The 15,046-nt window shown below is 54.3% G+C and carries 13 protein-coding genes; 6 read left to right on the top strand and 7 right to left on the bottom strand.

Going from position 1 to position 15,046, the window contains the following annotated elements; translation table 11 throughout:
* Position 1 precedes the first annotated feature (1 nt).
* Positions 2 to 418 carry a nickel-responsive transcriptional regulator NikR gene (nikR, locus tag FN082_RS13565; RefSeq protein ID WP_139539065.1) on the top strand — a complete coding sequence of 139 codons (417 nt, stop codon included), beginning with the start codon at positions 2 to 4 and terminating at the stop codon, positions 416 to 418.
* Here the strand turns inward: nikR and FN082_RS13560 are convergent.
* Entirely contained in the window at positions 413 to 1,321 is a 909-nt protein-coding gene (locus FN082_RS13560; protein WP_142981780.1) for a DMT family transporter, read from the bottom strand. The two genes, nikR and FN082_RS13560, sit on opposite strands and share 6 nt — an antisense overlap.
* A gap of 102 nt (positions 1,322 to 1,423) precedes the next feature.
* Here FN082_RS13560 and FN082_RS13555 point away from each other — a divergent pair, with 102 nt between their 5' ends.
* Complete coding sequence (locus tag FN082_RS13555) at positions 1,424 to 2,338, top strand: LysR family transcriptional regulator (protein WP_139539067.1); 915 nt, start codon at positions 1,424 to 1,426, stop codon at positions 2,336 to 2,338.
* Positions 2,339 to 2,437: 99 nt separating this feature from the next.
* Here the strand turns inward: FN082_RS13555 and FN082_RS13550 are convergent, their stop codons facing one another.
* A complete protein-coding gene (locus FN082_RS13550) occupies positions 2,438 to 3,634 on the bottom strand; it encodes a BaiN/RdsA family NAD(P)/FAD-dependent oxidoreductase (protein ID WP_142981779.1) in 1,197 nt (398 codons plus the stop codon).
* Between the two features lie 230 nt (positions 3,635 to 3,864).
* Here FN082_RS13550 and pitA point away from each other — a divergent pair, with 230 nt between their 5' ends.
* Positions 3,865 to 5,361, top strand: a complete 1,497-nt coding sequence (pitA, locus tag FN082_RS13545) for an inorganic phosphate transporter PitA (RefSeq protein ID WP_142981778.1) — start codon at positions 3,865 to 3,867, stop codon at positions 5,359 to 5,361.
* A 64-nt stretch (positions 5,362 to 5,425) separates the two neighbouring features.
* Here the strand turns inward: pitA and uspB are convergent, their stop codons facing one another.
* On the bottom strand, positions 5,426 to 5,761 hold the full coding sequence (uspB, locus tag FN082_RS13540) for a universal stress protein UspB (RefSeq protein WP_139539070.1): 336 nt from the start codon (positions 5,759 to 5,761) through the stop codon (positions 5,426 to 5,428).
* A 577-nt stretch (positions 5,762 to 6,338) separates the two neighbouring features.
* Between uspB and uspA the strand changes: the two genes are divergently transcribed.
* Both uspA and dtpB read left to right on the top strand, forming a co-directional pair.
* Complete coding sequence (gene uspA, locus FN082_RS13530) at positions 6,339 to 6,776, top strand: universal stress protein UspA (RefSeq protein WP_004106650.1); 438 nt, start codon at positions 6,339 to 6,341, stop codon at positions 6,774 to 6,776.
* Between the two features lie 262 nt (positions 6,777 to 7,038).
* On the top strand, positions 7,039 to 8,511 hold the full coding sequence (gene dtpB / locus FN082_RS13525) for a dipeptide/tripeptide permease DtpB (RefSeq protein ID WP_139539071.1): 1,473 nt from the start codon (positions 7,039 to 7,041) through the stop codon (positions 8,509 to 8,511).
* Between the two features lie 80 nt (positions 8,512 to 8,591).
* Here dtpB and FN082_RS13520 read toward each other — a convergent pair whose 3' ends face one another.
* Entirely contained in the window at positions 8,592 to 9,098 is a 507-nt protein-coding gene (locus tag FN082_RS13520) for an RrF2 family transcriptional regulator (protein WP_139539072.1), read from the bottom strand.
* 232 nt (positions 9,099 to 9,330) lie between these two features.
* On the opposite strand from FN082_RS13520, the gene FN082_RS13515 reads away from it, so the two are divergent.
* Positions 9,331 to 10,530, top strand: a complete 1,200-nt coding sequence (locus tag FN082_RS13515; protein ID WP_139539073.1) for an NAD(P)/FAD-dependent oxidoreductase — start codon at positions 9,331 to 9,333, stop codon at positions 10,528 to 10,530.
* Positions 10,531 to 10,593: 63 nt separating this feature from the next.
* On the opposite strand, the gene rsmJ is transcribed toward FN082_RS13515, so the two are convergent.
* The 3 genes from rsmJ to gntT all read right to left on the bottom strand — a co-directional run bounded on the left by rsmJ (position 10,594) and on the right by gntT (position 14,920).
* On the bottom strand, positions 10,594 to 11,346 hold the full coding sequence (gene rsmJ / locus FN082_RS13510; RefSeq protein ID WP_142981777.1) for a 16S rRNA (guanine(1516)-N(2))-methyltransferase RsmJ: 753 nt from the start codon (positions 11,344 to 11,346) through the stop codon (positions 10,594 to 10,596).
* 4 nt (positions 11,347 to 11,350) lie between these two features.
* Positions 11,351 to 13,393 carry an oligopeptidase A gene (gene prlC, locus FN082_RS13505; protein WP_142463705.1) on the bottom strand — a complete coding sequence of 681 codons (2,043 nt, stop codon included), beginning with the start codon at positions 13,391 to 13,393 and terminating at the stop codon, positions 11,351 to 11,353.
* Between the two features lie 210 nt (positions 13,394 to 13,603).
* Entirely contained in the window at positions 13,604 to 14,920 is a 1,317-nt protein-coding gene (gene gntT / locus FN082_RS13500; protein WP_142463706.1) for a gluconate transporter, read from the bottom strand.
* Between the last annotated feature and the right edge of the window lie 126 nt (positions 14,921 to 15,046).

The raw sequence follows: 15,046 nt of genomic DNA, 5'->3' as shown, positions 1-15,046 counted from the left end.
GATGCAACGTGTCACTATCACCCTTGATGACGATTTACTCGAAACGCTGGATAGCCTGAGCCAGCGCCGTGGCTACAACAACCGCTCCGAGGCTATCCGCGATATTCTGCGCGGCGCGCTGGCTCAGGAAACCACCCAGCAGCACGGCACTCAGGGCTTTGCGGTGCTCTCGTATGTTTATGAACATGAGAAGCGAGATTTAGCCAGCCGTTTAGTCTCGACTCAACATCATCATCACGATCTCTCCGTCGCCACTCTGCACGTCCATATCAACCACGACGACTGCCTGGAGATTGCCGTGCTGAAAGGCGATATGGGCGATGTTCAGCATTTTGCCGATGATGTCATCGCCCAGCGCGGCGTACGCCACGGCCATTTGCAGTGCCTGCCGAGGGAAGAGAAGTCCTCTCACTCATAAAGCGTGGGACTCACTAACCCGGCGCGAACGCGAGCACAGGGTAATACCACAGACAATCGCCAGCGCGCTGATCAGGTGGTACGTATAGAGCGGCGCGTGCAGAAAGAGAATGCTGAACAGGCCGCCGCTGAGCGGAATGAGGTGCGAGAATACCTCCCCACGCGTGGCGCCAATCGCCGCAATGCCTTTATTCCACAAAAGGTAAGAGAGCCAGGAAGGGAAAATCACCAGATAAGCCAGTCCGAGAAGGAAATTCAGCGACAGGTAAGGTGCTAAATCCAGATCGGCCGCCTGCATCGTATTCGCCATCAAAACCGGCAGCAGCATAATCGCCCCCACCGAGGCGCTGACGGCGACAAAGCCATTACCGGCCACCTCTTTCGGCTTCAGGCGCAAAAAAGCGCAGTAGGCCGCCCAGCTTATCGCCGAACCCATGGTCCAGAGATCGCCCCGATTCAGGTTGCGCAAAGTTGACCAGTCCGTGACGTTTCCTTGCAAAATAAGCCAGATAACACCGCAGGAACTTAATATTACGCCCGCGACATTTCCCATCGAAATACGCTCATGGAATATAAAGCGATTAATCAGTAACACCATCGCCGGGGTCGTCGATAAATAAATTGCCGCATTCAATGATGAGGTATATTGCAGACCGACATAGAGTGTCAGGGGAAATAAAACCTGGCCGCACAGTGCCAGAAAGAAAACAATCCCTTTCGCCTGTTTTATCGCTGGCCACTGTTGTTTAACCTGGCGAAAATATAGCATCATCAACAAGATAGCAGTAGCCCACCAGCGCAGCGCTGATAGCACAATAGGGTCAACCTGCGATACCAGCAGGTGACCAATCACATAATTACCGCCCCAGAAACAAGCAGCCAGGGCGAGCAGAAGATAAGGCATACAAACTCCTTGATTTACCTTAAACCTATGCCATTCAGGGTACTGCTCACGAATAAGCCAGTGCTAATATAAAGTTTTCATTCAGGCGTATAGTTTGAAACTATGAAGTTCACCCTAAGACAGCTGGAATTCTACGTCGCGCTGGCCGAGACGCTACAAATCTCAAAAGCCGCCGGGCGTTGCCATATCTCTCAGTCATCAATGACGGTCGCGATGCGTAATCTGGAAACGATTATGAACACGCAGCTCTTTGTTCGCCATCCAAAGGGCATTGAGCTGACCGTCGACGGGGAACGCTTTCTGAGCCATGCGCGCAAAATCCTCTCTGATAGCGAAGCCGCGATTAACGACCTGCACAATCAGCCGGAAATGACCACCGGCTGCGTGCGGGTAGGCATCGCTGAAACACTCTCGGCCTATCTGCTACCCGGCATTTATAGCGAACTGGAGCGCCGCTTCCCGCTACTGGAGATCCATTTTCAGGAAGGTTCATCACAAGCGCTGATAACAGCCTTACATCAGCAGGAGGTCGACTTTTGCCTGGTGTTGACGTCAAACATTCGCCACGATGATGATCTGACGATCGATACTTTCCTGCGCTCCCTGCGTCGTCTGTGGGCACCTATCGGCCACCCTTTACTCAGCCAGCCGGAACTGCGGCTGGCCGATATCGCAAAGGTCCCGTTTTTGCTGCTTGAGACCGATGATTACCCCACCGTGATCCTTGACGTCTGGCGGCAGCGCGGCGGGCAGCCGGATATTCGCTACCGCACCAACTCCTTCGAGGCTATCCGCACTTTTGTTTCACAGGGTAAGGGCGTCACGATCCTTTCGGACCTCGTTTGGCGTCCCTGGTCGCTTGAGGGGCTGCGCGTGATGCGACGCACGGTCGACGATTGTATGACGTGGATGGACGTCGGAGTGGCGAGCCTGCGGCAAACGGAACTGCGGCCCGAAGCCCGGCGGGTAGTGGATTTCCTGCGTCAGGCGATACATCGCTTTGACGGTCAGCCCTGACAGCAGAAAGGAACAATACCAGGCCTCTGCGTCACAAATTAAAGCAGCATAATATTAGCGGATAAGACGGAGCCTGGTCCGCTGATACAGAGCAAGCGGTTATTTCCGTTCCGCCAATGCCTGCGCGCATGCCCAGGCTGACGCCCAGGCCCACTGGAAGTTATATCCGCCAAGCCAACCGGTCACGTCCATCACTTCACCGATAAAATAGAGTCCCGGCACCTTGCGGGCCTCCATGGTGCGCGAAGAGAGCTCATTGGTATCCACGCCGCCGAGAGTCACCTCCGCCGTGCGATAGCCTTCGGTACCGTTCGGCTGCACGCGCCACTCGGTCAGCGTCTCAACCAGCGCCTGCTGCTCGCGGACGTTAAGCTGTTTCAGCGTGACATCCGGGAGTTGGCCCAGCTGCTGCAGGCACTCAACCAGCCGCTTCGGTAGCTGCATCGCCAGCGTATTTTTCAGACTCTGGTTGGGATGCGCCGCACGCTGTTCGTCGAGGAACTCGTTAAGATGGCAATCCGGCAGCAGATTGATACTGACGAATTCTCCCGGCTGCCAGTAGCTGGAAATTTGCAGCACCGCCGGGCCGGACAGCCCACGGTGGGTAAAGAGCAGATTTTCGCGGAAGACGGTACCGTTTTCAGCCGTAATGGTTGACGGCACCGATACCCCGGAAAGCACCTGCAGTTGTTCAAGCAGCGGCTTATGCAGAGTGAACGGCACCAGCCCGGCGCGAGTCGGTAGCACCTTCAGACCAAACTGTTCGGCAAGCTTGTAACCGAATGGCGAAGCGCCCAGGCCAGGCATGGACAGACCACCGGAAGCGACCACTAACTTTTTCGCCGCCACCGTATCGCCGTTAAGCTGCAGCGTGAAACCTTCATCATCCCGCTCAACGCTGATAATTTCGCTGCGCAGGCGAATTTGCACGCAGCCTTTTTTACACTCGGCCAGCAGCAGATTAACGATTTGCTCGGCGGAATCATCGCAAAAAAGCTGGCCCAGCGTCTTTTCATGCCAGGCGATACCATATTTGCCAACCAGATCGATAAAGTCCCACTGGCTGTAGCGCGCCAGCGCAGATTTGCAAAAATGCGGGTTTTGGCTGAGATATGCTGCGGGTTCGATATACATGTTAGTAAAGTTGCAGCGGCCTCCCCCGGACATCAGGATCTTGCGTCCCGGCTTTTTGCCATTATCAAGCAACAGAACGCGGCATCCTGCCTGCCCTGCCTGCGCTGCACAAAACATTCCCGCCGCTCCGGCACCAATTACGATGGCATCAAACCTTTCCACACAACATTCCTCGTATCCCAATTGTCGGGAATTGTAAATTTTTCACGCTGGTCGCACCAGAAGGTAAAATTAGGATTTCATGTAGTTCATTGAAAGATATAGGAATACTCCCAACAAGCTAAAACTAAAACGGTAAGAAAATCAAAAAAAGTCTATATTTCACTTTGCCCGCGCCGCTAAAGTCACTGATAATGCGCCGCGTTCATGTCCTCAAAATGGCGTAACGTCCTATGCTACATTTATTTGCCGGTCTGGATTTACATACCGGACTATTATTATTGCTTGCTCTGGCTTTCGTACTGTTTTACGAAGCGATCAATGGTTTTCATGATACCGCAAACGCTGTTGCAACGGTGATTTACACTCGCGCAATGCGGTCGCAGCTTGCTGTGGCGATGGCGGCCCTTTTTAACTTCTTCGGCGTTCTGCTGGGCGGTCTTAGCGTTGCTTATGCCATCGTGCATATGTTGCCGACCGACCTACTGCTTAACATGGGTTCAGCGCATGGCCTCGCCATGGTCTTTTCCATGTTGCTGGCGGCGATTATCTGGAACCTCGGAACCTGGTATTTCGGCCTTCCGGCCTCCAGCTCCCACACGCTGATCGGCGCGATTATCGGTATTGGTTTAACCAATGCGCTGATGACCGGCACTTCGGTCGTGGACGCGCTGAACCTGCCGAAAGTTGCGGGTATTTTTGGCTCGCTTATCGTTTCGCCGATCGTTGGCTTGCTGGTTGCGGGCGGCCTGATTTTCATTCTGCGTCGCTACTGGAGCGGAACTAAAAAACGCGCCCGTATCCACCTGACCCCCGCTGAACGTGAAAAGAAAGACGGCAAGAAAAAGCCGCCGTTCTGGACCCGTATTGCGCTGATTCTGTCCGCCATTGGCGTCGCGTTCTCGCACGGTGCCAACGATGGTCAGAAAGGCATTGGCCTGGTCATGCTGGTTCTGATCGGCGTTGCTCCGGCTGGCTTCGTGGTCAACATGAACGCTTCCGGTTACGAAATCACCCGTACCCGCGACGCGGTCAACAACGTGGAAACCTTCTTCCAGCAGCGCCCTGAGCTGTTGAAGAAAGCGACCGGCTCTGAACAGCTCATCCCGCCTCCGAGTACGGGTGCCGCCGCCGACGGTGAATTTCACTGCCATCCGGCCAACACCATCAACGCGCTCGACCGCGTGAAGACGATGCTGACCGGAACGGAAAGCTACGATACGCTCACCGTTGAGCAGCGCAGCCATCTGCGCCGCATTATGCTCTGCATCTCCGACACCACCGATAAAGTGGCGAAGCTGCCGGAAGTGAATGCCGACGATAAGCGCCTGCTGAAGAAACTGAAAACCGATATGCTGAGCACCATCGAGTACGCGCCAATCTGGATTATTATGGCGGTAGCGCTGGCGCTGGGTATCGGCACCATGATCGGCTGGCGCCGCGTGGCAACCACCATCGGCGAGAAAATCGGTAAGAAAGGGATGACCTACGCGCAAGGTATGTCAGCTCAGATGACCGCCGCCGTATCGATTGGTCTGGCAAGCTATACCGGTATGCCGGTTTCCACCACCCACGTGCTCTCCTCCTCGGTTGCGGGGACGATGCTCGTTGATGGCGGCGGCCTGCAAAGAAAGACCGTCACCAATATCCTGATGGCCTGGGTACTTACCCTGCCAGCGGCAATCCTGCTTTCAGGCGCGCTGTACTGGATCTCGTTGCAGATTATCTAAGCAAATATCGCAGCAAAAAATAATAACGGGTCAGGAAACTGGCCCGTTTTTTTTGGTGGCGAAACTAGTGCCAGATAAGCAGAGCAATCATGCTCACAACCACCAGGCCACAAAGCGCGCTGGTGAGAATGAATTGCCGCCGAACGCGTTCGCAGCGGCGGATAAACTCATCATCATGATGATCGCGATAGCGCTGGGCGTAGATATACCACACCAGGCGCATCTGTTTACTGGGCTGCCCATGCGACGTAAAAAAACCGCCGCCGTCGACATATTGATAGAGCAAAGGGTCACAACCACGTAGCACAACCAACAATGCACGCAGTGACGAGAAGTAGCGTGCCATATTCACTACACAAACGATACACAGGGCCCAAAACAGCGCAATTGTGCTGATCATACCTCCTCCCCGGCGACCCGTCCTCGGAGGCTCCCTCCGGGACTACCGCTCCCCAATGTCAAACCGACTGTACTGTAAAGAGTGCGATTCCGATCACGTTTATTTATCCGACCGGCTCATTAAATAGTGTAGGAGATCAGTTAATTTTTTTACCACAACGTTAATCATTATCAATGCATAAGTCAGATATATTTGTTTAACTATTTGCTGAACAAGGTGGATTGACGGAGCGCGAGGGGCACTATACCCAAAATAATTCGAGTTGCAGGAAGGCGGCGACGCAGTGAATCCCCAGGAGCTTACTCTAGTAAGTGACTGAGGTGAGCGAGGACAAATTCGTCGGGAACGAATTTGAACGCCGTTCACAGCGCCCGTGAGGGCGAGGCCCAGGGATGGGCCGAGTATTGCCAACGCACAAGCAACTTGAAGTATGAAGGGTATATAAGGTAGAAATATCTTCTACAATTAAGTCCTTAAGGACTACCCCCCGCGCATGTGGCACGCAGGACGCGGGCGAAGCGGCAGCGCTGGCTGTCAGGTCCAACGGTCATCGACAACTTATGGAAGGAGTAACACTATGGCTTATAAACATATTCTTATTGCAGTAGACCTGTCCCCGGAAAGCAAAGTACTGGTAGAAAAAGCCGTTTCTATGGCCCGTCCCTACAATGCAAAGGTTTCTCTGATCCACGTGGATGTGAACTACTCCGATCTCTACACCGGCCTTATTGACGTCAATCTGGGCGATATGCAGAAACGCATCTCCGAAGAGACTCACCACGCGTTAAGCGAGCTCTCTACTAACGCGGGCTACCCGATCACTGAGACCCTGAGCGGCAGCGGCGATCTTGGCCAGGTACTGGTTGATGCGATTAAAAAATATGATATGGACCTCGTGGTTTGCGGTCACCATCAGGACTTCTGGAGCAAGCTAATGTCCTCCGCTCGTCAGCTAATCAATACCGTTCACGTCGATATGCTGATTGTTCCGCTGCGCGACGAAGAAGAGGAATAACAGGACGTTATTTAATTTCGCTGATGACCAACGCCCGCTAATGCGGGCGTTTTTGTTTTTTCCTGCCTTCGCCACCTCTAAAGAATATAAATCCAGAAAATTAGCACAATGTTAGATTGATCAACCAATTTAATCATTTAACACCCATATAATAATCCGTTAATTTATAAAATAATCACATCATTGCGCATCATAAGACTTTTTCAGCGCGTTTTGGCATACGCGTACATACTTTCCGGACAGGATAAAAAGGCGAAGAAAGATGAACTCACCAGCACCGACAGGCTTACTGCAACAGCCCCGCCCATTCTTTATGATCTTCTTTGTGGAACTCTGGGAGCGATTTGGCTATTACGGCGTTCAGGGCATCCTGGCCGTTTTCTTTGTTAAACAGCTCGGGTTCTCACAGGAACAGGCGTTTATTACCTTCGGCGCATTTGCCGCGCTGGTATACGGCCTGATCTCCATCGGCGGCTATGTCGGTGACCATCTGCTCGGCACCAAACGTACGTTGGTACTGGGCGCGATTGTGCTGGCTGTCGGCTACTTTATGACCGGCCTGTCATTACTCAGGCCTAACCTGATTTTTATCGCGCTGGGAACCATCGCCGTAGGTAACGGGCTGTTTAAAGCCAATCCGGCGAGCCTGCTGTCTAAGTGCTATCCACCGAAAGATGCCCGCCTGGACGGCGCCTTCACGCTGTTTTATATGTCGATCAACATCGGTTCGCTGCTGTCGCTCTCGCTGGCGCCAGTGATTGCCGATAAGTTCGGCTACGCGGTAACCTACAATCTTTGCGGAGCCGGGCTGATCGTCGCCCTGCTGGTCTACTTCGCCTGTCGCGGGATGGTTAAAGATATCGGCTCTGAGCCGGACCACAGGCCGCTGAATCTACGCAATCTGCTGTACGTGCTGGCAGGTACGGTGGTGATGATTTTTCTCTGTGCCTGGCTGATGCATAACGTGAAAGTCGCCAATCTGGTGCTGATTGTGCTCTCTCTGGTGGTGACGATTTTCTTCTTCCGCGAGGCTTTCAAGCTGGATAAGAACGGGCGCAATAAAATGTTTGTCGCCTTTATCCTGATGCTGGAAGCCGTGCTGTTTTACATCCTTTACGCGCAGATGCCCACCTCGCTTAACTTCTTTGCTATCAATAACGTCCACCATCAAATACTCGGCTTCACCATTAACCCGGTGAGCTTCCAGGCGCTAAATCCGTTTTGGGTGGTGGTTGCCAGTCCAATACTGGCCGCTATCTATACGCGGTTGGGTAACAAGGGCAAAGACCTGACCATGCCGATGAAATTCACGCTCGGCATGTTCCTGTGCTCCCTGGGTTTTCTCACCGCAGCAGCGGCAGGGATGTGGTTTGCCGACGCTCAGGGATTAACTTCGCCGTGGTTTATCGTGCTGGTCTATCTGTTCCAGAGTCTGGGAGAACTATTGATTAGTGCCCTGGGACTGGCAATGGTCGCCGCGCTGGTGCCGCAGCATCTGATGGGATTTATTCTTGGGATGTGGTTCCTGACGCAGGCCGCCGCATTCCTGCTCGGCGGCTACGTCGCGACCTTCACCGCCGTACCGGATAACATTACCGACCCGCTACAGACGCTGCCGATTTATACCAACGTCTTCAGCAAAATCGGCCTGGTGACCCTGGGCGTAACGGTGGTCATGGCGATGATGGTACCCTGGCTAAATCGGATGATTAATACGCCGAATACCGAACAGTAATTATTATTGCCGGATGGCGGCTAACGCATCTCGTCCGGGAGTTTCCCGGCGGCGCTGCGCTTGGCCGGGCTACCTGACAATTATGCGCCTTTACGTCCGGCGATCCAGTCCTGCACTTCAACCACAAAGGTATCCGGCGCTTTGCGGTACATTTTGCGCGCCAGATCGAGAATGGTGTGCTGGCCTAAAGCCTCTTCCATTCGCTGCTGCGCCATATCCATGACCGAGCGTACGCCGCAAATCCCTTCGCAGGCCCACTCCGGCGGCTGCTCATCAAATACCGCCAGGCGCTGGCGAATCTCACGACACTCAAAAATACGCTTATCGCCGTCAATGGCATTTGCCACATCGAGCACCGTGATGTGTTCAGCCGGTTTCGCCAACTGAAAGCCGCCGCCTTTACCTTCGATGCTACGCACCAGACCCGCTTTCGACAGGCGGGTAAAGATCTTGGCCAGATAGTCGTAAGGTACGCTTTGCAGGTCAGCAATCTCGCGAACGCTCATATCGCGAGCGTCGCCCTTGCTGTCCACCATACACATCAGGCTATGGATACCGTACTCAACTCCGGAACTGTAGAATGCCATGTTCTTATCTCAGCCTAAACAAATCTGAGTTATTGTAGCTTTTTCGCTAATCCCATTCCAGATGGATTCCTGTAACCAGAGTGAGTAAAAAATTTAATTTATTAATTATCAATTAGATGATAGGTAAAAACAAAAGCTCATCTTGTTCATTACATCAATAGCATTGCGCCCAATAACTACGATCAATATAATCCTAGTAAATAAATCATAGTGAACAGCGAGAGCAGCAAAGATGCGTAAACAAATTCTGATCGTCGGGGCCGGTTTTGCCGGTATGTGGGCAGCGCTGAGCGCCGCGCGTCTGGCAGATAAAAATCAGCAGGACATTGATATTACAGTGATTGCACCACAGCCTGAACTGCGTGTGCGCCCACGTTTTTATGAAAGCGCCGTTCAGACGCTGGTTGCGCCACTGCAACCGCTGTTCGACGTCACCGGTGTTACCTTCCTGCGCGGCACGGTTGAGAAAATCCTTCCGGCCTCCAAAGAGGTGAGCTGGAAAGATACCCACGGTGAAACGCGCCTGCATCGCTATGACCGTCTGGTTCTGGCCAGCGGCAGCCAGGTGAATCGCAGTATGGTCGCCGGTGCCGCAGAGCATGCCTTCGACCTCGATCAGCTTGAGAGCGCTGCCGTGCTGGAGCAGCATCTGCAAGACCTGGCTAAGCAGCCAGAGAGCAAGGCGCGTAATACCGTTGTCGTCTGCGGTGGCGGCTTCACCGGCATTGAGATGGCGCTGGAGTTACCGGGTCGTCTGCGTGACATCCTCGGCGCTGATGCTAAGACCAGAGTTGTCGTAGTTGAACGTGGTGCGCAGCCGGGCGCTCGCTGGAGCCAGGAATTGCGCGATGTAATTGCTGAGGCCTCCACTGAGCTGAACGTAGAATGGATGGTCAATTCCGAAGTTGAGAGCGTGGGTGCCTCTGGCGTGACGCTGAAAGATGGTCAGACAATTGCATCACAGACGGTCATATGGACCGTTGGCGTTCAGGCTAACGGTCTGACCGCACAGATTGATGCGCCGCGCGACCGTCAGGGCCGTCTGCATGTAAATGCAAATCTTCAGGTGGTCGGTCATGAAGACATTTATGCCACCGGCGACGTGGCTTACGCCGCCACCGATGATAAGGGCAATCACGCGCTGATGACCTGTCAGCACGCCATCCTGCTGGGTAAATTTGCTGGTAACAATGTGGCAGCAAGCCTGCTGAACGTTGAACCGCTGCCGTATCGTCAGGAGATGTACGTCACCTGTCTGGATCTGGGCGCCTGGGGCGCGGTCTATACCGAAGGCTGGGATCAGCAGGTGAAGCTGACCCGAGAAGAGGCGAAGAAATTGAAGATGTCGATCGTCAGCGAACTGATTTATCCGCCAAAAGCCGATAAAGCGGTGGCGTTCGAGATTGCCGACCCGCTGGCTCCGTTTGTTTAAAATTGTGCAACCCCCTCACCCCGGCCCTCTCCCCAAAGGGGCGATGGTTAGGGTGAGGGGAAGTTACGCTGCCGTCCCCGCATAAATATCAAACCGGTGGCCTTTGGTGGCCACCGCGTTCGGCGTCTCCATATCCGCCAGCGGCGGTGCATAGTCCGGTCGTTTGACCACTACGCGTTTGGTCGCTAGCTGACGCGCGGGTTCCAGTAGGCCATCAGCGTCTAAATCCGGCCCCACCAGCGACTGAAACACCCGCATCTCTTTTTTCACTAACGCGCTTTTTTGCTTATGCGGGAACATCGGATCGAGGTACACCACCTGCGGACGCGGGCTGATATCGGTCAGCGCCGTCAGGCTGGAGGCGTGAATTAGCTGTAGCCGCTCCTGCAACCATGGACCGATTTCCGCATCAGCATAGCCGCGCGTCAGGCCATCATCGAGCAGCGCGGCAACCACCGGATTGCGTTCCAGCATCCGCACCCAACAACCCACAGAGGCCAGCACAAACGCATCGCGCCCCAGTCCGGCAGTCGCATCGACCACATCCGGCAGGTAATCGCCTTTAATGCCGACCGCCTTCGCTACCGCTTCGCCGCGTCCACCGCCGAACTTGCGTCGATGGGCCATCGCCCCACCGACAAAATCGACGAAGATGCCGCCAAGCTTCGGCTCATCGCGCTTGCGCAGTTCCAGATGTGCTGTCGTCATCACCAGCGCCATCAGGTTGTCTTCATCGTGTTCCAGCCCCCAGCGGACAGCAAGAACAGATAAGGCGCCGTCTCCGGCGCCCGTTTCATCAATTAAGCAGATCTTCACTCAATCAGCCTTTGATCCCGTAATGCTCAAGCATCGCGTCCAGCTGCGGTTCGCGACCACGGAAGCGTTTGAACAGCACCATTGGCTCTTCGGAACCACCGCGGCTAAGAATATTGTCGAGGAACGACTGACCGGTTTCGCGGTTGAAGATCCCTTCCTCTTCGAAACGTGAGAAGGCGTCCGCCGCCAGCACGTCGGCCCACAGATAGCTGTAGTAACCCGCCGCATAGCCACCGGCAAAAATGTGGCTGAAAGCATGTGGGAAACGTCCCCACGATGGCCCAGGAATCAACGCGACCTGCTGTTTAATTTCTGCCAGCGTTTCGAGGATTTTAGCCCCCTGCTGCGGGCTGAATTCCGCATGCAGGCGGAAGTCGAACAGGCCAAACTCCAGCTGGCGCAGGATAAACATCGCCGCCTGGTAATTTTTCGCCGCCAGCATTTTCTCCAGCAGCTCTTTTGGCAGCGGTTCGCCGGTTTCATAGTGACCGGAGATAAATGCCAGCGCTTCCGGCTCCCAGCACCAGTTTTCCATAAACTGGCTCGGCAGCTCGACCGCATCCCACGGTACCCCACTAATGCCGGAAACGCCGGCAGTATCGACACGGGTCAGCATATGGTGCAGACCGTGGCCGAACTCGTGAAACAAGGTGATCACTTCATCGTGGGTAAACAGCGCCGGTTTGCCGTTCACCGGACGGTTGAAGTTACAGGTCAGATAAGCAACCGGCTTTTGCAGCGAACCATCGAGCTTGCGCATCTGGCCGACGCAGTCGTCCATCCATGCCCCGCCGCGTTTGTGTTCGCGGGCATAGAGATCGAGGTAGAAGCTACCGCGCAGCTCATTGTTTTCATCGTACAGTTCAAAGAAACGTACTTCCGGATGCCAGACATCAACATCGGTACGCTCTTTAGCGGTAATGCCGTAAATGCGCTTAACCACCTCGAACAGTCCGTTAACGGCTTTGTTTTCCGGGAAATACGGACGCAGCTGCTCGTCGCTGATGCTGTACAGATGCTGTTTCTGTTTTTCGCTATAGTATGCGATATCCCACGGCTGCAGTTCGTCAACGCCAAATTCAGCTTTGGCGAAGGCGCGCAGCTGGGCCAGCTCTTTCTCACCCTGCGGACGGGCGCGTTTAGCCAGGTCGGTCAGGAAGTCGAGTACCTGCTGCGGGTTTTCCGCCATTTTGGTCGCGAGTGATTTATCGGCATAGCTATCGAATCCCAGCAGCTGTGCCAGCTCATGGCGCAGCGCGAGAATTTCCGCCATCACCGGGCTGTTATCCCATTTACCAGCATTCGGCCCCTGGTCAGAGGCGCGGGTAGAGTAAGCGCGATACAGCTCTTCACGCAGCGCTTGATTGTCGCAATAAGTCATCACCGGCAGATAGCTCGGGATATCCAGGGTTAGCAGATAGCCTTCCTGCTCTTTGGCTTCAGCCTGGGCCTTGGCGGCGGCCAGCGCGCTTTCCGGCATCCCGGAAAGTTCGGCTTCATCGGTAATCAGCTTCGTCCAGCCCATGGTCGCGTCGAGCACATTGTTGCTGTACTGATTGCCCAACTCGGACAGGCGCGCGGCGATTTCGCCATAGCGTTTCTGCTGCTCTTTCTCCAGACCAATACCGGAGAGTTCAAAATCACGCAGCGCGTTATCCACCGCTTTTTTCTGCGCGGTATTCAGAGTGGCGTAATGATCGCCGTCGCGCAGGTCACGGTAGGCTTTATACAGACCTTCATGCTGCCCAACCCAAGTACTGTATTCAGAGAGGAGCGGCAGGGTTTGCTCGTAGGCTTCGCGCAGTTCCGGGCTATTTTTGACCGAATTCAGATGGCTGACCGGCGAAAAGATACGCCCCAGCACGTCGTCAACTTCCGCCAGCGGCTGGCAAAGATTTTCCCAAGTGTACGGCGCCCCTTGCGCCACCGCGCTCTCTACAGCCGCCCGGCAATCATCCAGCGCTTTGGTGACCGCAGGGACCACGTGCTCGGGTTTGATTGCAGAAAATGGCGGCAATAAAAAAGGCGTCAGTAATGGATTGGTCATATTGCGCAGTCCTGTTGAAAAGGGTAAATGAAGCGCGCGTCCGGCGCTGTAGCATGAGATCTAGAATGGGGGATAGTTGGGTGAATTTCAATGTCAGGCACGGTGCAGAACCGGGTATTACTGCGATAAGCCTGACCATTGTGGTTATTGCGCATAAAAAAGCCGGGTTAGCATTGCGGCTACCCGGCTCATTTTATGCTGATGACTCGTTTATACCACCATCCCCAGCAGCAGGCAGCCAATCAGACCGCACACTGAGATAATGGTTTCCAGCATCGACCACGACTTGATGGTCTCACCGATGGTCAGGTTGAAGTACTCTTTAAACAGCCAGAAACCCGGATCGTTAACGTGAGAGAAGATAACGCTACCGGAGCCAACGGCGATAACCATCAGTTCCGGGCTCACGCCGGTGGTGGCGATCAGCGGCGCAGCGATACCGCCTGCGGTGATAGCCGCAACGGTCGCCGAACCCAGCGCGATACGCAGTACCGCAGCAATCGACCACGCCATAAACAGCGGAGACATGTTGGATTCATGCATGATAGAAGCAATGTATTTGTCCATGCCGCTATCAACCAATACCTGCTTAAAGGCACCGCCGCCGCCGATGATCAGCAGCATCATGGCGATAATTTTGATTGAAGAGGTCAGCGTATCGTTAATCTGCTCCATTGAACGACCGCGATTGAGACCGAAAGTGAACAGCGCAATCAGCACCGCAATCAGCGTCGCCATCACCGGGTCGCCGAAGAATTCCGCCACCGGCAGGAAGGCGTGGCCTTTCGGCAGAACCATCTCAGCCACAGCGCGCATCGCCATCAGAATAACCGGTACCAGAGAGGTCCAGACGCTGACGCCAAAGCCCGGCATCTCTTCTTCAGTGAACGTTTTCGGGTTATGCAGCCCTTCCGGAATCGGCTTATCGATGCCTTTCAGGAAACGCGCGTAAACCGGACCTGCCAGAATGACCGTCGGGATCGCCAAAATGGTACCGAACAGCAGGGTTTTACCCATGTCGGCATGGAAAATAGTGGCAATCGCCGTCGGTCCCGGGTGCGGAGGCAGGAAGCCGTGCGTCACGGAGAGCGCAGCCGCCATCGGTACGCCAATGTAGAGCAGCGGGATACCAGCGGATGCGGCAATGGTAAACACCAGCGGCAGCATCAGTACGAAGCCCACTTCATAGAACAGGGCAAAGCCGACGGTAAAACCTGTCAGCACAACCGCCCATTGAATATGTTTTTTACCAAATTTGGCAATCAGCGTGGTGGCAATGCGCTGCGCGCCGCCGCAGTCCGCCAGCATTTTACCGAGCATGGCGCCGAAGCCCATGATCAGCGCGAGGCTGCCGAGGGTTCCCCCTACGCCGTTTTTGATGGATACGATAACTTTATCCAGAGGCATGCCCTGCATAAGCCCGACGGCAAGTGCCACCAGAACCAGAGCGATGAACCCGTTCAGCTTGAAACGGATCATCAGCAACAATAACAGGGCAACCCCGATAGCAACGATGACTAATGGCATGATTTACCTGGCCTTAATTTGTTATGGGTAACGTCATAGTTTCAACATTGACTTCATCCGTTCCGACCGGAACAAAAAATGTCTGACGCCGTAGAAGCTGGCTTTATCCTTACCCAGAGAAAGGAT

This window comes from Klebsiella spallanzanii, from assembly GCF_902158555.1.
GTDB lineage: Bacteria > Pseudomonadota > Gammaproteobacteria > Enterobacterales > Enterobacteriaceae > Klebsiella > Klebsiella spallanzanii.
The sequence above is the reverse complement of the archived record's forward strand: the minus strand, read 5'-3'. Positions and strand labels throughout refer to the sequence as shown.